Origin of the sequence: Burkholderia seminalis DSM 23518 (genome assembly GCF_902832885.1) — a bacterium.
GTDB lineage: Bacteria > Pseudomonadota > Gammaproteobacteria > Burkholderiales > Burkholderiaceae > Burkholderia > Burkholderia seminalis.
In genome coordinates this window covers 652166-671297 of the sequence record NZ_CADFDK010000003.1, presented here as the reverse complement: position 1 = coordinate 671297, position 19132 = coordinate 652166, and the positions used below count along the sequence as shown (strand labels likewise).

The 19132-nt window shown below is 67.5% G+C and carries 18 protein-coding genes; 12 read left to right on the top strand and 6 right to left on the bottom strand.

All coding sequences use genetic code 11. The annotated features are described in order from the left end of the window. Positions 1 to 26 precede the first annotated feature (26 nt). The 4 genes from HWX00_RS13565 to HWX00_RS13550 all read left to right on the top strand — a co-directional run bounded on the left by HWX00_RS13565 (position 27) and on the right by HWX00_RS13550 (position 7092). Positions 27 to 1307 (top strand): Zn-dependent hydrolase, encoded by a 1281-nt coding sequence (locus tag HWX00_RS13565; protein ID WP_034192036.1) that lies wholly within the window; start codon positions 27 to 29, stop codon positions 1305 to 1307. Then, a complete protein-coding gene (locus HWX00_RS13560; RefSeq protein ID WP_124608681.1) occupies positions 1304 to 2806 on the top strand; it encodes a M81 family metallopeptidase in 1503 nt (500 codons plus the stop codon). Before HWX00_RS13565 ends, HWX00_RS13560 begins: the two co-directional genes overlap by 4 nt. Positions 2807 to 2928: 122 nt before the next feature. After that, positions 2929 to 4116, top strand: a complete 1188-nt coding sequence (locus HWX00_RS13555) for a beta-propeller fold lactonase family protein (RefSeq protein WP_124608682.1) — start codon at positions 2929 to 2931, stop codon at positions 4114 to 4116. Positions 4117 to 4440: 324 nt separating this feature from the next. Beyond that, positions 4441 to 7092 (top strand): GH92 family glycosyl hydrolase, encoded by a 2652-nt coding sequence (locus HWX00_RS13550; protein ID WP_226193800.1) that lies wholly within the window; start codon positions 4441 to 4443, stop codon positions 7090 to 7092. Between the two features lie 91 nt (positions 7093 to 7183). Here the strand turns inward: HWX00_RS13550 and HWX00_RS37150 are convergent, their stop codons facing one another. Then, a complete protein-coding gene (locus tag HWX00_RS37150; protein ID WP_006405345.1) occupies positions 7184 to 7318 on the bottom strand; it encodes a hypothetical protein in 135 nt (44 codons plus the stop codon). Positions 7319 to 7719: 401 nt separating this feature from the next. On the opposite strand from HWX00_RS37150, the gene HWX00_RS13545 reads away from it, so the two are divergent. From HWX00_RS13545 to ampC, 4 genes are all read left to right on the top strand, one after another. Then, positions 7720 to 8187, top strand: coding sequence for a hypothetical protein (locus tag HWX00_RS13545; protein ID WP_034191915.1), 468 nt, complete (start codon positions 7720 to 7722; stop codon positions 8185 to 8187). A 70-nt stretch (positions 8188 to 8257) separates the two neighbouring features. Continuing rightward, positions 8258 to 9070, top strand: coding sequence for an alpha/beta fold hydrolase (locus tag HWX00_RS13540; protein ID WP_175026848.1), 813 nt, complete (start codon positions 8258 to 8260; stop codon positions 9068 to 9070). Positions 9071 to 9176: 106 nt separating this feature from the next. Beyond that, entirely contained in the window at positions 9177 to 10049 is an 873-nt protein-coding gene (locus HWX00_RS13535) for an alpha/beta hydrolase family protein (protein WP_124608684.1), read from the top strand. A 230-nt stretch (positions 10050 to 10279) separates the two neighbouring features. Next, a complete protein-coding gene (ampC, locus tag HWX00_RS13530; RefSeq protein WP_175026847.1) occupies positions 10280 to 11449 on the top strand; it encodes a class C beta-lactamase in 1170 nt (389 codons plus the stop codon). A 65-nt stretch (positions 11450 to 11514) separates the two neighbouring features. Here the strand turns inward: ampC and HWX00_RS13525 are convergent, their stop codons facing one another. Continuing rightward, entirely contained in the window at positions 11515 to 11886 is a 372-nt protein-coding gene (locus HWX00_RS13525; protein WP_082744791.1) for a cupin domain-containing protein, read from the bottom strand. A 77-nt stretch (positions 11887 to 11963) separates the two neighbouring features. Next, positions 11964 to 13082, bottom strand: a complete 1119-nt coding sequence (locus HWX00_RS13520) for a polyamine ABC transporter substrate-binding protein (protein WP_069704892.1) — start codon at positions 13080 to 13082, stop codon at positions 11964 to 11966. A 271-nt stretch (positions 13083 to 13353) separates the two neighbouring features. Between HWX00_RS13520 and HWX00_RS13515 the strand changes: the two genes are divergently transcribed. Beyond that, positions 13354 to 14208 (top strand): helix-turn-helix transcriptional regulator, encoded by an 855-nt coding sequence (locus HWX00_RS13515; protein ID WP_175026846.1) that lies wholly within the window; start codon positions 13354 to 13356, stop codon positions 14206 to 14208. Between the two features lie 48 nt (positions 14209 to 14256). Beyond that, the gene (locus HWX00_RS13510; protein ID WP_226193867.1) at positions 14257 to 14913 is read left to right on the top strand and encodes an ankyrin repeat domain-containing protein; all 657 of its coding nucleotides are present in this window, start codon (positions 14257 to 14259) and stop codon (positions 14911 to 14913) included. Positions 14914 to 15057: 144 nt separating this feature from the next. On the opposite strand, the gene HWX00_RS13505 is transcribed toward HWX00_RS13510, so the two are convergent. Beyond that, the gene (locus HWX00_RS13505; RefSeq protein WP_175026845.1) at positions 15058 to 15381 is read right to left on the bottom strand and encodes a DUF4148 domain-containing protein; all 324 of its coding nucleotides are present in this window, start codon (positions 15379 to 15381) and stop codon (positions 15058 to 15060) included. Between the two features lie 319 nt (positions 15382 to 15700). Between HWX00_RS13505 and HWX00_RS13500 the strand changes: the two genes are divergently transcribed. Then, a complete protein-coding gene (locus HWX00_RS13500; RefSeq protein WP_034191908.1) occupies positions 15701 to 16720 on the top strand; it encodes an aldo/keto reductase in 1020 nt (339 codons plus the stop codon). A 17-nt stretch (positions 16721 to 16737) separates the two neighbouring features. Further along, on the top strand, positions 16738 to 17154 hold the full coding sequence (locus tag HWX00_RS13495; protein ID WP_175026844.1) for an SRPBCC family protein: 417 nt from the start codon (positions 16738 to 16740) through the stop codon (positions 17152 to 17154). Between the two features lie 99 nt (positions 17155 to 17253). Here the strand turns inward: HWX00_RS13495 and HWX00_RS13490 are convergent, their stop codons facing one another. After that, a complete protein-coding gene (locus HWX00_RS13490; RefSeq protein WP_175026843.1) occupies positions 17254 to 18165 on the bottom strand; it encodes a LysR family transcriptional regulator in 912 nt (303 codons plus the stop codon). 169 nt (positions 18166 to 18334) lie between these two features. After that, positions 18335 to 19117, bottom strand: a complete 783-nt coding sequence (locus HWX00_RS13485; protein WP_034191906.1) for an ABC transporter substrate-binding protein — start codon at positions 19115 to 19117, stop codon at positions 18335 to 18337. Positions 19118 to 19132: the final 15 nt, after the last annotated feature.

Genomic DNA, 19132 nt, shown 5'->3' with positions numbered 1-19132 from the left:
CCCTTTCAATGCGAGGAATGGCAACGATGCAAGTAGAGCATTTGACTCCGGGCGTCGCGGCGTCCGGCTTGCGCGTCGATGGCGCACGGCTGTGGGACAGCCTGATGCGGCTCGCGCGGATCGGCGCGACCGACAAGGGCGGCGTGTGCCGTCTCGCGCTCACCGAACTCGATCGCGACGCACGCGACCTGTTCGTCGCGTGGGCGAAGGAAATCGGCTGCACGGTGCGTGTCGACGCGATCGGCAATATCTTTGCGCGGCGGGCGGGCGAACGCGACGACCTGCCGCCCGTGGCCACGGGCAGTCATATCGACACGCAGCCGACGGGCGGCAAGTTCGACGGCAACTACGGCGTGCTTGCCGGCCTCGAGGTGCTGCGTACGCTCGATGACGCCGGCGTGCGTACGCGCGCGCCGCTCGAGGTGGCCGTCTGGACCAACGAGGAAGGTTCCCGTTTCGTTCCGGTGATGATGGGGTCCGGCGTGTTCTCGGGCGCATTCACGCTCGATCATGCACTCGTGCAATGCGACCGCGATGGCGTGTCGGTGCGCGACGCGCTGGCCGCGATCGGCTATGCGGGCGATGCGACCGGCGCGCATCCGGTCGGCGCGTATTTCGAAGCGCATATCGAGCAGGGGCCGGTGCTGGAGGCGCACGACACGACGATCGGCGTGGTCGAGGGCGCGCTCGGACAGCGCTGGTACGACGTGACCGTACACGGCATGGAAGCGCATGCGGGCCCGACGCCGATGGAGCTGCGGCGCGACGCGCTGCTGGTGGCGGCCGATCTCGTGCGTGCGGTGAACGGCATCGCGCGCGCACATCCGCCGCACGGCCGCGGCACGGTCGGCTGGGTCGACGTGCATCCGAATTCGCGCAACGTGATTCCCGGCCGGGTGACGCTGACCGTCGACCTGCGCGCGGCCGACGACGCGACGCTGGCGGCGATGGATGCGGAACTGCGTGCGACATGCGCGGACCTGTACGCATCAACCGGCATGCGGATCGACGTCGAGCAGGTCGTGTACTTTCCGCCGCAGCCGTTCGACGCGGCGCTGGTCGAGCAGGTTCGCGCCGGTGCGAGCGCGCTCGGGCTGTCGTCGATGAACGTGATCAGCGGCGCGGGCCACGACGCCGTGTATCTCGCGCGTGTTGCGCCGACCGCGATGATCTTCGTGCCGTGCAAGGACGGGATCAGCCACAACGAGATCGAGGACGCCGATCCGGCGCATCTGGAAGCCGGCTGCAACGTGCTGCTGCAGGCGATGCTGGGCGCTGCCGGGATCGCGGAGGGCGCTGCGCGATGAAGATCCTGATCGCCCGGATGAACCACGAGACCAACACGTTCTCGCCGGTGCCGACGCCGCTCGCCGCATTCGGCCGCAACGGCCCCGACTGGGGCGACGACGCGTATCGTGCGAACCGCGGGATGCGCACCGCGATGGCCGCGTTCATCGACGCGGCCGCGCGCGAAGGCGCCGACATCGTGACGCCCGTGTCGGCGGCCGCGAACCCGAGCGGGCCGGTCGCGGCCGACGCGTATGCGGCGATCTGCGATGCGATCGTCGCGGCCGCGCCCGGTTGCGACGCGGTGATGCTCGACCTGCACGGTGCGATGGTCGCCGAGCAGAGCGCGGACGGCGAGGGCCACCTGCTCGCGCGCGTGCGCGCGGCGCTGCCCGATGCGCCGATCGCGGTCGCGCTCGACCTGCATGCGAACGTCACGCAGAAGATGGTCGATCACGCGGACGTGATCGTCAGTTTCAAGACCTATCCGCACGTCGACATGTACGAGACCGGCGAGCATGCGGCACGGTTGCTGTTCGACCGGCTTCACGGCCGCGCGCGGCCTGTGCTCGCATGGCGGCAGCCGCCGCTGATGACGTCGACGCTGCGCAGCGCGAGCGCGGACGGCGCGATGCGGCGCGCGGTGGAGGCCGCGCGTGCGGCCGAAGCCGACGGGATGCTGGCGGTATCGGTGCTGCCCGGCTTTTCGCTCGCGGATATTCCCGCACCGTGCATCAGCGTCGTGGTGGTGGCCGACGGCGACCGTGCCGCGGCCGACGCGGTTGCCGAGCGCATCGCGCGGCAGATCTGGGACGCGCGCGACGAATTCGTCTATCGCAGCGCACCGCTTGCCGACTCGGTCGCGCAGGCCGCGGCGCTCGCGCGCGGCGCGGACCGCCCCGTGCTGTTGCTCGATCACGGCGACAACTGCATGTCGGGCGGCCCGTGCGACACGATGGACCTGCTCGAGGCCGCGCTCGCGCAGGGGCTCGACGGCATCGTCAGCGGGCCGTTGTGCGACCCCGAAGCCGTGGCGGCGCTGATCGACGCGGGCGTCGGCGCAACCGTCACGGTGCCGGTCGGCAACCGGCTGCCGTCGCACGGCGGCGTGCGGCGCGAGCCGTTCCGTGCGACGGGCGTCGTGCGCGCGATCACCGACGGCGAATACGTGATCACGGGGCCGACGTACACGGGGCAGCGCGCATACATGGGGCGGGCTGCCGTGCTCGACATCGGCGCGGCCACGCTCGTCGTCACCGAGCGTACGCAGGAGCCGTGGGATCTCGGCGTGTTCGAGAGCGTCGGCGTCGATCCGCGCCGGGCCCGCTTCCTGCTGCTGAAGTCGCGGATGTATTGCCGGCCGGTATTCGTGCCGATCGCGGCCGCGCTGGTCGAATGCGACAGCCGCGGCGTGACGAGCTCGGACTACGGGCTGTTCCGCTACGAGCGGCTCGCGCGGCCGGTGTATCCGCTCGACGACGTGGCACGGTGGGAGTCGGGCGCGCGATCGGCTGCGTGACGGGCCGGCGCGCGAGACGCCGGATTCGCGCGCTTTCGGGCATCATGCGATGGCTCCGGCCCGTCGAGCAGCAGGGCCGGGCAATCCATTGCGTCCGCAACCGATCCGGAGAACCGACCGCCATGCATTCGAATCCCTTCCGCCTGCGCAGCGCGCGCCTGCTCGCCGCGCTGACCTTCGCCACGACGGCCGTTGCCGCGCACGCCGCCGACTGGATCGTGTCCGGCAACGACGGCAAGTACCAGCGTGTCGAGGGCCGCGACACCTATCTGCCGTCTCCGCCGGCCGACACGCTGACGCTGCTCGATGCGAGCACGTTCCCGCCGAAGGTCGCGCTGCAGGTCGACGTCGAGAACGGCATCCAGGGGCCGCCGCAGGCCGTCGCGATCACGCCCGACGCGAAGCTCGCGCTCGTCGGCGCACCGACGCGCTACGACACGGCCGCGAAGCAGCTCGTGTTCGACACGTTCCTGCAGGTCGTGAATCTCGGCGCCGCACCGCCCGCGATCACGCGCATCGAGCTCGGCACGCATCCGCAAGGGATCGCGATCGACCGCTCGGGCCGGCTCGCGCTCGTCGCCAATGTCGACGGCAGCGTGTCGATCCTGCGCATCGACGGCACGCAGGTGACGCTCGACGGCAGCCTGAAGATCGGCAAGAAGCGGCTGGCCGGGATCAGCTTCACGCACGATGGCAAGCATGCACTCGTGTCGCTGCGCGACGAGCAGGGCGTCGCGGTGCTGAACGTCGACGACGGCAAGGTGACCGACAGCGGCACGCGTTTGAGCACGGGCGTCGCGCCTTACACGATCGACGTGTCGAGCGACAATCGCTGGGCCGTCGTCAGCAACGTGGGGCTGGCGGGGCTGCCGGGTTATACGGGCACGCTCGCGGGCGACGCCGATTCGGTCGCACTGGTCGACGTGTCGCGCGTGCCGTTCCGCACGGTCCAGTACCTGACGGTGCCGTCGCTGCCGGAAGGCGTCGCGATCTCGCCGGACGGCAAATGGATCGCCGTGCAGGCGATGGACGGCTCGAACCTGACACCGGACAACCCGGGCCGCCACGCGCACGGCAAGGTGCTGCTGTTCGCGATCCGCGACGGCCAGGCCGTGAAGGTGAACGAGGTGCCCGGCGGCGAAGCCGCGCAGGGCATCGCGTTTACCGCCGACAGCCGGCACGTGATCGTGCAGTTCAACATCGAACGGCAGCTTGCGCTGTATGTGGTCGAAGGCGGCAAGCTGCGCGACACGGGCAAGCGGATCGCGCTGACGGGCGGGCCGTCGTCGTTGAGGACGCTGCCGCGCTGACGCGCGCGGCATGCCCGCTCGTTCTTCTCCGCGAGTTCATGCGGCGCCCGGCTTCGCCGGGCGTCCGTCGCCCACACTCGTTCACGCCGCCGCCGCAATGCAACAAATGGCGGCAATTCATGCCCGAAGCACTTGGCTTCAGATTGTTTAGTTAAACAAACTGAAAATTCGGGAAACTTCCTGTAGTGCATAAACAGTCGTTGCGGCACTGTAAGCCCTCGGGAAGCGGGTGGCATTCCCGGAAACTGGAGGGCGCGACGGTTGCGACAGCAACGATCTCCATCGCCGGATTAATCATTTTAATCAACGGTACTAATCAAAAAAATGAAAAATTCGCGACTCATGCTTGTCGCTGCACTGGCCTGTGCAGCGCTTGCCGCATGTGGCGGCGACGACGTGAACGGTGTTTCGACGGCCACGAACACAGCCGGCGATACGCTGTCGATGGTGCCGCCGGCGACTTCGGTGCCGTCCCCGCAGCCGCAGCCCGGTCGATCGACCGCGCCCAAGCGTACCGACATGCAGCTGACCGGGTTCGTCAACCCGCTCATCGGCACGCAGGTCAACCCGGATTCGGGTTATGCGGGCAACGTGAGCCCGGGCGCGATGGTGCCGTTCGGCATGGTGAACTTCGGGCCGAACACGCCGCGCCGCGACTTCAACGGCTCGGGTGGCTATCTGTCGTCGGGCGGCTCGGGCGGCACGATCGACTTCTTCAGCGTGACGCATCTGAGCGGCGTCGGCTGCCCGGGGCAGGGCGCGGTCGCGATGCTGCCGACCGATGCGGCGACGGCGGTGGCATCGGGCGGCCGGCCGATCGGTATCGGGTACAGGTATGCCGATGAAACGGCCCAGCCCGGCTACTACAAGGTGCGCCTCGCGAACGGCATCGTGACGGAGCTGAGCGCGACGGCGCGCGCCGGCATCGCGCGTTTCACGTACACGAACAAGGACAAGGGCTTTTTCTCGATCGATGCGAAGCTGAACGGCAACAGCGATTCGGGCAGCACGAAGGTCACCGCGAACAACGTCGCGCTGGCGGTCGCGAGCGACGGCAAGTCGCTGAGCGGACAGGCCGTGGCGCCGGCATTCTGCACGCCGTACGGTACGGTCTGGAATGCGCCCGTGTATTTCCACGCGACCTTCGACAAGCCGCTGCGCAGGCAGACCGGCACGTCGTCGGTGAACACGGCCAGCAACGGCGCGGCGACGCTGCAGTTCGACCTGACCGACGCGGACCGGACGGTGACCGTGAAGATCGGGATCTCGTCCGTCAGCCTCCGGAATGCGCGGGCGAACCTGAAAGGCGAGGGTGACAAGCTCACGTTCGACGACGCGCGGGCGAACGCGTCCGGCCTGTGGAACGACCGGCTCAACACGATCCAGATCGACCAGGCCGCGAATCCGTCCTCGCTCGATGCGACACAGAAGGCCAACCTCACGAAGTTCTACACCGCGCTCTACCGCGTGTTCGGCACACCGACGCTCTACAGCGACGCGAACGGCGAATTCCGCAGCATGCGTCAGCCGAGGAACGCGGACGGCAGCTATCCGAAATCGGTCGACCAGACCGGCACGATTCCGCCGCGCGCGACGGCGAAGGTCGGCGACTACGCGTTCCGGCGCGCCGACGGCTCACAGGGCGGCGCAGGCGCACACTACACCGGCTTCTCGCTGTGGGATACCTACCGGTCGCAGGTGCAGCTGCTGGCGATGCTCGCGCCGAAGGAATCGAGCGACATGATGCAGTCGCTCGTCGTCGACGCATTGCAGTGCGGCGCCTTTCCGCACTGGGTCGACGGCAGCGACGACTCGACGCCGATGGCCGGCGACAACGCACTGAACGTGATTGCCGGCGCGTACAAGTTCGGCGCGACCGATTTCGACCTGGTGTCGGCCGCGCGGCTGACGAAGCAGTCGGTATTCGATCCTTCGAGCGCATGCAACGACCGCACGAGCGCGGCGGGGCTCGCCAATTTCCTGGCCGCCCATTACCTGTCGCAAAGCGACGACGGCCATTCGTCGTCCGCGACCATCGAGCGCGTGCTGAGCGATCGTTCGGCCGCCGCGTTCCTGCAGGCGCTACCGGCGAGCGTGCTGAACGCGCCGTCGGTCGGCGTGACGCCCGACAACATCGGCGCGCTGTACACGCGAGCCGGATGGTGGCGCAACCTCTTCGACTACACGAACAAGGTGATCGCCGCGCGCAACGCACCGCCGTCCGGTTCGGCGCCCGGCACGCTGGGCACGCTCGTGCCGGGCGCGTTCCATGAGTCGACCGAGCCGAACTACTTCTGGACCTTCGCGCAGGACTGGACCGCGCTGATCAACGCGATCGGCGGCAAGCAGGCGGCCGTCGCGCGGCTGAACAACCTGTTTGCGATCACGACGCCATTCTCGACCGTGCCGGGCTCCGCCGACCTGAACGGCGGCGAATCGTCCACCCGCCTGTACATCGGCAACGAACCGTCGTTCCAGTCGCCGTGGGGATACAACTGGGCCGGCCAGCCGAGCGGCGCGCAGTACGTCCTGCCGATTATCATGTCGAAGGCGTTCACGACCGCGCGCGACGGCCTGCCGGGCAACGACGACATGGGCGCGACGTCGAGCTGGTACGTGTGGGCGGCGCTCGGCATGTTCCCGGTCATTCCGTCGGAAGCCGGGCTCGCGTTGTCCACGCCGCAATTCAGCGGGATCACCGTCTGGCTCGGCAACGGCAAGACACTGCGGCTCGACAGCGACAAGCAGGTCGCGATGGACGCGTCGGGTCGTCCGTCGTTCGCGTACATCCAGTCGCTGAAGGTCAACGGTGCGGACTATGCCGGGTCGTGGCTGCCGCTCGGCACGATCGCCAACGGCGGGACGATGCGCTACACGCTGTCCGCGACGCCGACGCAATGGGCGGCTGCCGACAACCTGACGCCGCCGTCCGGGCCGAACGCGGACTACACGCGCATGACGGCTGGCGCGCACTGACGGTGGCGCCATCACGGAGTGCGCGTGGCGGCTCGACCGTCCCGACCGCGGATCGGGGCTCGGCGGTGTGCCGCCGGCGTGCCGACGGGCGTTACGGACGCAGCAGATCGAACCCGCCGAACACGACGACACCGCTGAGCGCGATCATCGCGACGGAGTGCTGGCCGAAGTAGAGAATCGCGGCGGCAAGCCACGTCGTGATGCAGAAGGCGCCGATGCGGGCCATCGTGTGTTCCTCGAATACATGATGAATGAAGCGCGCGCCGCACGGCGCTCGCCGCTCGAACCGGCGAGCGGGTCACGGAGGCAGGCGGAACAGGCGACCCGCTGCGCCGCGATGGCGGCGTCGGCACGCGTGGCATGCCGCGCCCGACAGGGCGGGAGTCGATACCGGCGCGGTAGCACGCGAACGCCCGAAGGCGGTCGACGCGCGGTTCCGGCCGGCGAAGCCGCGATTTTACCAGCGCCGCGGTGGTGCCATTCTGGCCCTTTCGCGACTGAAACGGCGATCGGTCGGCGCATCCGTCCGACCCCGATACTCAAGTTTCGTGTGACGAATGCCGTAAACGAATTGGAAGGCATTTCCCGCCCCGTCACGATTCGTTTACCGACCCAGGGACCGACACGATGCAGATCGATTTCTCCACGACCGCGCGCGCCTCGCTGGCGGACAGCGGCGTGAGCGCAAACCCATCGGCCGCCGCGGCCGCGACCTCGTCCGCCGACGGCACGACGGCTGCCCCGGGCAGCACCGGCACGACGGGGACGAGCAGTACCACCGGCGCGAAGGCGGCCGGCGATACCGGCGAAACGCTCGGCGCATCGGGTGCGTCGTCGGCGGAGGACCCGGCCGTCACGCAGTTGAAGGCATTGATCGAGCGGCTGCAGAAGCAGCTCGCGACGCTGGAACGGCAGATGGCGGACGCGGCCCGGCGCGCGAAGGACGATCCGTCCGCCGTCATCGAGCAGCAGACGCTGGGCGCGCAAGCCAGCTCGATCTCGGCGGCGCTGTCGACGGCGATCTCGCAACTCGCGGCGGCGCTCCAGAAGTCGGGCAACGCGTCGTCGGGCGGGCTGGTGTCGACCCAAGCCTGACGGCTTCGGGCCGCGCGGCCCGCACGCATTACAATCGCAAGCGCGTCTCCCTCGAAAGGACGGCAAAACGATGCATGCGGAACCCGACGACGACGAACTCGTCCGCTTCGACGCCCACGGCGGCACGCCGCTGCCGGCGGCCGAGGTCGAAGGCTGGCTGGAACACGACGGCGCGCGCATCTGGCACGCGTCGTTCGGCCATGGGCCGCCGGTCGTGCTGCTGCACGGCGGCCTCGGTCACGGCGGCAACTGGGGCAACCAGGTGCCGGCGCTGCTCGCGGCCGGCTACCGCGCGATCCTGATCGACAGCCGCGGCCACGGCCGCAGCACGCGCGACGCGCAACCCTATTCCTACGAACGCATGGCGTCGGACGTGCTGGCGGTGCTCGACGCGCTGCATGTCGACCGCGCGCGCTTCGTCGGCTGGAGCGACGGTGCGTGCGTCGCGCTCGTGCTGGCGGCCCGTGCACCGGCCCGCGCGGCCGGCGTGTTTTTCTTCGCGTGCAACATGGACCCGAGCGGCACGAAGGAGGTGGTGCCGGGCCCGCTGATCGACCGCTGTTTCGTGCGGCACCGCAAGGACTACGCGCAACTGTCCGCGACACCCGATCAGTTCGACGCATTCGTCGCGGCCGTCAGTGAAATGATGCGCACGCAACCGAATTACACGGCGGGGGATCTCGCGGCGATTGCCGTGCCGGTCGCGATCGTGCAGGGCGAGCACGACGAATTCATCCGCCCCGAGCATGCCGCGTATCTGGCGGACACGATTCCGGGCGCGACGCTGACGATCCTGCCCGGCGTCAGCCATTTCGCGCCGCTGCAGCGCCCCGCGCAATTCAACGCGGCGATGCTGGCGTTTCTCGACCGGCTGCCGCGGTGATCGTACGCGCCCGCCGGGCCGCATGCGTCGTCCGGCCGATGCGGATTCTTCTCGCCGGCCGTCGTACTCCGTCGTTCCAGAAAAACAATCGTTCGGGACTCAGATCATGCGCGTCATCCTGATTTGCCTTGCATTCCTGATTGGCGATGCCCACGCCGGGCCGTTTGCATCCGACCTGCACGAATCGGTGGATACGGTCGACGTCAAGGTGAAGGATTTCTACGGCAAGGAAGATACCGGCACGGTCGCGATCACGCGGTTCATGCCGAGCGGGAACGGCCCATTCCCGATCCTGCTTCTCAATCACGGGCGCAATGCGCAGGATCGTGTCTCACCGGCGCGATTTCGTTATACGCAACAGGCCAGGTTCTTCGTCAGCAAAGGATTTGCCGTATTCGAACCGACGCGGATCGGATACGGGCGATTCGGCACGCAGTTCGATCCGGAATACAGCGGCGCATGTCGCCACAAGGATTATCACCCGCTGGTCGACGCGGCACGCGCCGAGGAGCGCGCGGTACTGGACTACGCGAAACACCAACCGAACGTCGACCCGAATCGCATCGTCATCGTCGGTCAATCGGTAGGCGGCCTCATCACGACGGCGATGGCGGCCGACAATCCGGACGGCGTGGTCGCGGCGATCAATTTCGCCGGCGGCGCCGGCGGCGATCCCGTCCAGCACCCCGGGGCGCCGTGTCAGGGCGAACTGATGGAAGCGATGTTTTCAAGCTTCGGAACCACGGCGCGTGTCCCGATGCTGTGGATCTACACGGAGAACGACCGGTACTTCGATCCGACCTACAGCGGCGCGTGGTACAAGGCCTTCGTCCGTGCGGGCGGCGACGCGGATTATCGGCTGCTGCCGCCGTTTTCCGACAACGGACACCTGCTGTTCTCGCGTGGCATCGACCTCTGGCAACCCGTCGTGTCCGAATTTCTCGAGCATCACGGCTTTCCTTCCGCACACCAGCCTTGACCCGCATCGCGGTCGAGCCTCGATCGCGGCAGGCGCGGCGGCACCCGTGACGATGCGTGATGCCGCGGGTCTCATAAGAATTTCTTTAGGCTCGCGCAACATATCGTCGATTGTTGGCGGCCGGCCGGCGGCGGATAGTCCTGCATCGACAGGCCGGCCAGAACGATCGCCGTGCGGCGCGTAGCGGCCTGTTGCTCATGCAACCATCCGATACCAAAGGAACCGCAACGATGCGATTCACCATGACCCGCTTCGCCGCGACGCTGCTCGTCGCCGCCTGCGCCACCACCGCGGCCGGCCGCGCGGCCGCCGCCGTGCAGGACGACATCCGCGACACCGTGACCCGCCACGTCGCCCCGCTGATGAAGCAGTACGCGATTCCCGGCATGGCGATCGGCATCGTCGCCGACGGCAAGCCTTACGTGTTCGACTACGGCGTGATGTCGAAGCAGACCGGCAAGCCCGTCACCGGCGGCACGCTGTTCGAGATCGGCTCGGTCAGCAAGACGCTGACCGCGACGCTCGCATCGGACGCGCAGGAGGGCGGCGAGCTGTCGCTCGCGGACCCGGTCGCCAAGTATCTGCCCGAACTGCAGGGCAAGCCGTTCGGCGTCGTCACGCTGCTCCAGCTCGGCACGCACACGCCCGGCGGGACGCCGCTGCAGGTGCCCGACAGCATTCGCGACGACGCCGGCCTGATCCGCTATCTCGACGCGTGGCGGCCCGAGTATGCGCCGGGCACGCACCGCAAGTATTCGAACGTCGCGATCGGCATGCTCGGGTGGCTCACCGCGAAGGCCATGCACAAGGACTTCGCGGCGCTGATGGAGCAGCGGCTCTTTCCCGCGCTCGGCATGACGCACACGTACATCAACGTGCCCGACGCACGCATGGCCGATTACGCGCAGGGCTATACGAAGGACGGCAGGCCGGTCCGGATGACGCAAGGCATGCTGTGGCAGCCGGCCTACGGCGTGCGGACCACGGCGGCGGACCTGTTGCGCTTCGTGCAGGCGAACATGGGGATGATCCAGACGGCGCCGCGCCTGCAGCGCGCGATCGACCGCACGCACGCCGGTTATTTCCGCGCGGGGCCGCTGACGCAGGACCTGATCTGGGAACAGTATCCGTACCCGGTCGCGCTGCCGACGCTGCTCGAAGGCAACGCACCGAAGATGCTGTACGACGCGGTACCGGCCAGCGCGATCAAGCCGCCGCTGGCGCCGAACCCCGATACGTGGATCAACAAGACCGGCTCGACCGGCGGCTTCAGCACGTATGTCGCATTCGTGCCGTCGAAGCGGATCGCGATCGTGATGCTCGCGAACGGCAGCGTGCCCATCGAGGACCGCGTGAAGGCCGCGTACGGGATTCTCGGGTCCCTTGGCGCCGGGCGGTAACGCTTCCGCGAGCGGCGGCGACAGGGGTGGGGCGCGATGGCGCGTGCGAGCCGTGTCGCCGTCGCTTACCCGGCCGGTTGCTCGTCGTAGGCGACGAAGATCTTCCGCGTGCGTTCGACGACTTCCCAGGTGCCGCGAAAGCCGGGGGGAATCACGAAGCGGTGGCCCGCGCGCACGGTCTTCCGGTTGCCCTCGGTGTCGGTGATCACGGACGTGCCCTCCAGGATCTCGCAGTACTCCGCTTCCGTATAGGCGACATGCCAGCATCCCGGCGTGCTTTCCCAGATGCCGGTCGAGAACCGCCCGCACGGACTCGCGAAGCCCGGCGTGAGCGTCTGCAGCGGATCGCCGGAGATCAGCTTCTCGGGCGACACGCGGTACTGCGTGGGCGCACCGCTCGGGCGGAGCGCGTCGGTAATCAATGAAACGTCGATCATGATGGTCAGGTTGCGTCGAATTGAAATGAACGCGCCGTCGGCGCGTTCGCATGATTTCATACTTGCGGGCGGTTGCGTCAGTTGCCGGTTTTCAGTTGCTGCCACAGGCGGTTCTCGAGGCGCGCGATGTCGGCCGAACGCGGCTTCGAGAGCGTCATCCTGTCGAGCACGTCGGCGGACAGGTACACGTTCGGGTCGTGCGCGACGGCCGGCGTCACGTACTGACGGGCCGCCCGGTTGGCACTCGGGTAGTAGATCTCGTTGGTGATGTCCGCGTTGACCTTCGGGTCCTGGATGTAGTTGATCCATTGCAACGCGGCCTCCGGATGCGGCGCATCCTTCGGAATCGCCATCACGTCGAACCACAGGATGCCGCCTTCCTTCGGGTTCGCGTAGCGGATCTCGTAGCCGCGTTTCGCCGCGGCCGCTTCGCGGCGCGCGACGCTGACGTCGCCCGACCAGCCGAGCACGACGCAGACGTCGTTGTTCGCGAGGTCGTTGTTGTAGCCCGACGAGTTGAACTGCGTGATGTAGGGGCGCACCTTCTTCAGCATGTCGAACGCCGCGTGATAGTCGGCCGGGTTCTTGCTGTTCGGGTCCTTGCCGAGATACTGGAGCGCGGCCGCAAACACGTCGTCCGGCGCATCGAGGAACGACACGCCGCAGCTTTTCAGCTTCGACACGTTGGCCGGATCGAACACCAGCGCCCAGCTGTCGAGCGGCGCACCGTCGCCGAGTGCCTTCCTGACCGCCTGCACGTTGTAGCCGACGCCGTCGGTGCCGTAGGCCCACGGCACACCGTACTGGTTGCCCGGGTCCGATTCGGCGATCTTCTTCATCAGCGCGGGATCGAGGTTCGCGAGATTCGGCAGCTTCGTCTTGTCGAGCTTCTGGTACACGCCGGCCTGGACCTGCTTGGCCATGTAGTTCGACGTCGGCACGACGATGTCGTAGCCCGAACTGCCGGCCAGCAGCTTCGACTGCAGCGTGTCGTCGCTGTCGTAGACGTCGTAGCGCACGTGCACGCCCGTTTGTTTCTGGAAGTCCGGGATCGTCGTCTTCGCAATGTACTCGGACCAGTTGTAGACGTTCAGTTCGGCGTCGGCCGCGCGGGCCGGCGACACCGACAGCGGCGCGAAGCACGCAACGGTCGCGATTGCAACGGGGAAGGCGAGACGAAAAACGCGGACGATCATGGTCACTCCCTTTCGGAACGAGGGCGGCGCACTGCGTGGCGCATGCGCGCCGCGGGACGGTCGGCGAGGCGCGCGCCGGTTCGCTTCGAACCGCGAACGCGCCGACGGACCTCGCCGGATATCGGAGATGACTGTAGGGGGCGGCCGGCCGGATGTCTGTCCATGAAATCCGTACAGCCGGGCGGCCGCGTGCACCGGAACCCGGCGCGAGGGAATTGGCAACGCACTTTTGGCGTGGTAACGGTGGTCGTCTCCTTCTCCCGTGCATCGTATGACCGACCATGACACCGCCGCGGCGACCGATATCCAGTTGAACCAGCTCGTGTTCCTGTCCGACGCGCTGTCAGCCGTGGCCGGCGCGATCGGATCGCCGGATTTCGTCGCGGTCGTGTTCGAGAACCTCACGCGCATCGTCGATTGCGATTCCATTCATCTGGATTACGAGGACGAGTCGCTGCTCGAGCGGCGCGTCGGCTGGATCGGCAGCTACGGCACGTATCCGGACCAGATCGAGCGCACGATGACGCGCTATTACCGCGATTTCGCGCGGATCGACACGACCTTCGACTGCATCCGCGGCGAGCGCGATACGCAGTTGCTGCAGTTGTCGACGCTGCGGCTGAACCCGGAGATCCGGCGCGCGTTTTACGATACCGAGGACATTCACGACGAATGCGTGGTCACGTATCGCGTGGACGAGCTGACCTACGCGCTGTCGGTATGCCGCGCGCGCCGGCTGCCGCCGTTTTCGCTGAAGGAGCTGAGCATCGTCCGGCATGTCGCGCTGATCGTGTTGCCGCTGGCGGTCGCGCATCGACGCATCGTCGGCGACCGGCCGGCGGATGCAGGCGCGGCGCGTGCGCGCGAGGGCGTCGTCACGCAGCGACTGCACGACGTGTTCGAGAAGCTGACGTCGCGCGAGTCGGAAGTGTGTGCCCGCCTCATTCGCGGCCGGAAGACGCAGGATATCGCGCACGAACTCGGCATTCGTCCGTCGTCGATCGACACCTACGCGCGGCGCGCGTTCGCGAAGCTCGGCATCGAATCGCGGCGCCAGCTGCTGAACCTGCTGGTCGATCACGATGCGCTCGACGCGTCGTCGGCGGCGCGCAGGAGCGACGCGTGACGGCGCCGCCGTGACGCACCCGCGATACGCAAGGAGCGCCCGTTGAGCATGGTCTGGGATGGAATCACGGGCGCCGATGTGCTCGGTGACGCGCAGGTCGAAAGCCGGCACGCATTGGCCGACGCGGCGCGCAGCGGCGAATGGGCGACGGTGCTCGACTTCGTGGCACGCCAGCCCGACCTCGTCAATGCGACGCGGCTCGGCGGCACGTCGTTTTACACGCCGCTGCATCAGGCCGCTTTCGGCGGCGCGCCGCGAACGGTCGTTGCCGAGCTGCTGCGCCTCGGTGCATCGCGCATGCTGCGCGATGCACGACGCGAGCGTGCGGTCGACATCGCCACGCGGTTCGGGCATCGGCACCTGGTCGAGTTGCTGACGCCGCAGCCGCAGCGCTTCGTGCCCGACGATACGCTGCGCGCCATCCAGCGCCGTTTCCACGAGATGATTCTCGGCCGCATCGCTCACCTGCGCGTCGACGCACTGCGCCTGCCCGAACTCGAACCGCTGCTCGAACTCGACGCGCAGGCCGGAAACACGTGGTTCGCCGTGCCGGGCATGTACGGCGGCTTCGGTTATGCGTTGCGCACGGACGGCGAGACGACCGTGCTCGTGTCGGAGAGCTGGAGCCGCGTGGTCGGCGGGTCGGGCCAGCGACACGAGATCACCGCGCATGGCTGCACGCTGGTCGAAGAAGGGTTCGTCTGACGCGGCCGATCGTCCCGTCGCGCTCGAAACCCGAATGACGCGCGGCCCGAATGCCTGTTCGGGCGATTCGGGCCGGCAAGGCGCAGGGGAGGGGCGAACCGTTGCGCGTGTCGGGAGGCGTGCTCTCCTGCGCGCCGCCGCGGCTCAATGTCCGCGATAGATCGAGTGGCGGCTGTCGATCGTCGTCGCGCGGCCGGATTCGCCGGTGGTGCGGGCTTCGCTGCCGTAGCCCGCTTGGTCGGCTTCCGGTGCGACGATATTTTCACGCACGCGCTTTTCGGCGGCGAGGATCGCGACCGGATACCGGTTGTGGTCCAGCGCCGGGGTGTAGCCGACGGCCGCGAGGCGGGCCATTTCGGTCTTCACGTCGGCGCGGGTCAGCGGGCGGTCGGCCTGTTGCGCGAACGACAGCGCCGGTGCGGAAAGGATCAGTGCGGCAAGCGTGGAAGAAATCAGCGTTTTCATCATGGGTCCCTGTCAGGTTGGGTGAACCGCAACCACGTCGATGTCGTTGCGAGTGCAGCCAATATAGGTATCGCCACGCCCGGGAAAAACGGCCTCCGGCCCAATTGATTTTTGAGCTGGAATCACGAATCGGGAGCGAATTCGGTCGACGGCCTTGCCGGTCAGGCGTTTCGCCGGAACGGGGGCGGGGAGGGACATCGGTACGCGCGTCAAACAGGTCGATCAGACCTCGTGGGACTCAAGTGTGTCGAATTCCGTCTTGGACAGACTTAACCGGCGTCCCTAGACTGAACTCGCTTTCCCATACTCCCTGGAGAAAATCATGAGTCTCGAAGACAAGCTGCCCGGCAACAAGATCCTTGGTTTCGGTACTGCCCCGCTCGGCAACATGTTCCGCAACATTCCCGACGCGGAAGCCGCGGCCACCGTCGAAGCGGCATGGCAACACGGCATCCGATATTTCGATTCGGCACCGTTCTACGGCGCCGGTCTCGCGGAAATCCGCCTCGGCGACGCGCTGGCGAACCATGCGCGTGATGAATACGTATTGAGCACGAAGGTCGGCCGCGTGATCCTCGATGAAATCGAAGACGTGTCGGCGCGCGATCTCGGCGAAAAGGGCGGCCTGTTCGAACACGGCCGGCCGAACCGCATCGTCAACGACTACACGGCCGACGCGACGCTGCGTTCGATCGAGGACAGCCTGAAGCGCCTGCGTACCGACCGCCTCGACATCGTCTGGGTGCACGACATCGCCCAGGACTTCCACGGCGATGAATGGCTCGCGCAATTCGAGGTCGCGCGCAAGGGCGCATTCCGCGTGCTGAGCAAGCTGCGCGAAGAAGGCGTGATCGACGCATGGGGCCTCGGCGTGAACCGCGTCGAACCGATCGAGCTGGTGCTCGACCTCGCCGAACCGCAACCGGACGGCATGCTGCTGGCCGGCCGCTACACGCTGCTCGATCACGAACGTGCGCTGCAACGCGTGATGCCGGCGGCTGCCGCGCAGAACGTCGGGATCGTCGTCGGCGGCCCGTACAGCTCGGGCGTGCTCGCAGGCGGCACGCACTTCGAATACCAGAAGGCTTCGCCGGCAATCCTCGCGAAGGTCGAGCGGATCAAGGCGATCGCCGCGCGCCACGACGTGCCGATCAAGGCCGCCGCGCTGCAGTTCTCGATGTCGCATCCGGCTACCGTCGCGGTGATCCCGGGCGCGAGCCGTCCGGAGCGGATCGCGGAAGACCAGGCTGCGCTGAACGTGGCGATTCCGGCCGATTTCTGGCGTGACATGCGTGAACAAGGCCTGATCGCGGCCAATGCGCCGCTACCGACCGGTCGTTGATCCTGACGGGTGATGACGTGGCACAGGCAAATGCAAGCATCGAACTCCCGGCTTCGGCCGAAACCGTCTGGCAACTGATCGGCGGCTTCGGGTCGCTGCCCGACTGGCTGTCGTACATTCCTGCCAGCGAGCTGGGCGAAGGCGGGCGCGTGAGGCGTCTCGCGAACCCGGTCGGCGAGACGATCGTCGAGCGGCTGGTCGCGTTCGACGAAGCGGCACGCAGCTACACGTACGCGATCCTCGAAGCGCCGTTCCCGGTCGTGAACTATCGCGCCACGCTGCGCGTGCGCGAAAACGGATCGAACGCGTCGACCGTCGAGTGGTCGGGCACGTTTACGCCACGCGGCGCGACCGACGACGAAACCATCCGGCTGTTCCGCGGGATCTACGAAGACGGCCTCGAGGAACTGGCGAAGCGGTTCGCGGCGGACTGACGGCAGTGTGTCGCATCGTGTGTGAAGGCGGGGGCGCGTCCATGCCGTTCGGTATGCGAAGCAGGTGCGCGCCCGCCACCTGCGCGCGGGGTGCCGGTCTTATTTCTCAACCGCCGCGACGACGTCCTCGCCGGTCAGGATCTCGCGGAAGATGCCGACCAGCGGCCGCAGGTTGACCTTGTGCCACGCGGCCCACAGCGGCGTGCGGTAGCTGAACCACGGCAGCTCGCGCAACACGACGCCTTCCGGTACCTGGTGTCGCAGGCTCTGCTGGATCATCGTCACGCCGAGCCCGGCGGCAACCAGGCCGAGCGCCGCGAGCGGCTCGGTCGCTTCCACCGAAATGTCCGGCGAGAAGCCGGCCTTTGCACAGGCCGCGACGAACGCGCCGTGACGCGGCGCGCTTTCCTGCTGCGTCACGCCGATCCACGCCTGGGCGGCGAGATCGCCGGCGACGAGCGCCTTCTTCTTCACGAGCGGGTGCCCGTCGGGCATCGCGAGCAGCATCGGATCGTTCAGCACCATCGCCGAATCGAGTTCGGGATCGTCGGGCGCGGGCGGCTCGGTGACGAGCGCGATGTCGAGGCTGCGCTCGCGCAAGCCTTCGAGCTGCGCGGCGGACTGATAGTTGTACAAGGCGATATGAACGGCGGGACGATCGGCGCGCAGCGTCTTCAGCGCGCGCGGCAGCACGCCCGAGTGCGTGGCCGTTTCGAGGTAACCGATGCACAGGCCGCCTTCGTCGCCGCGGCCGAGCCGGCGCGCGAGCGATTCGAGCCGGTTCGCATGGCGCAGGAACGCATGCGCTTCGCTGAGGAACGTGCGCCCGTCGCGCGTCAGACGAATGCGCTGCTGGCTGCGTTCGAACAGCGTCAGGCCGAGCTTTTCCTCGAGCTGCGCGATCTGGCGGCTGAGCGGCGATTGCGAAATGTGCAGGCGCTCGGCCGCGCGGCCGACGTGTTCTTCTTCCGCGACCGCGATGAAATACTGAAGCTGGCGGATGTCGAGCATATAAGACCTTCGGGGACTCAAGTGTTTGTAATTATGTCCCTGGTGGACTTATTCGTGCAACCTGGCCGGATGCAATTTTCCTTCAAACCCGGGGAGGCGTGCGAGCCTCGACGACATGCCGCCGATCGCGCGTCAGGCGTCGCATGCGCGGCGCCGCCGGCGCGCCTCGTCAATTTCCGTACAGGTCGAAATCGAAATACTTCGACTGGATCGTGTTGTAGGTGCCGTCGCTGCGGATCTGCGCGATCGCGCGATTGAGTGCGTCGCGCAGGTCGCCGTCGGCCTTGCGCACGCCGGCCGCGTCGCCGTTGCCCATGATCTTCGGGTCGTACACGACGCCGCCGGCGAACGAGAAGCCCTTGCCGCGCGGCGTCGACAGGAACCCGAGCTGGCCTTGCACGGCATCCATCAGCACGCCGTCGACGCGCCCGGTGACGAGGTCCGCATACGCCTGGTCGTAGCTCGGATACGGGACGACCTCGACCTTCGCGGCCGCCCACTTCTCTCGCGCATAGGTTTCCTGGATCGTGCCCTGTTCGACCGCGACGCGCTTGCCGGCGAGCTTCGCCGCGTCCGGCAATAGCCCCGAGCCGGTGCGCGCGATCAGCCGCGTCTGGTTGCGGTACAGGCGGTCGGTGAAGTCGATCTGCTGGCGCCGCTGTTCGGTCGCGGCCATCGACGACAGGATCACGTCGAACTTGCGCGCCTGCAGCCCCGGAATCAGCCCGTCGAAACTGCTCGACACCCACACGCATTTCGCCTTCAGCTTCGCGCACAGCGCGTTGCCGAGATCGATGTCGAAGCCTTGCACGCTGCCGTCGGTCGCGGTCGATTCGAACGGCGGGTAGGTCGGGTCGACACCGATGCGGATGGTCGTCCATTCCTTCGCCGACGCCAGCGACGCGAAGGCCATCGCGGCGGCGGAAAGGAGAATCGTGAGGCGCGTCTTCATGGTCAGGCTCCGTTC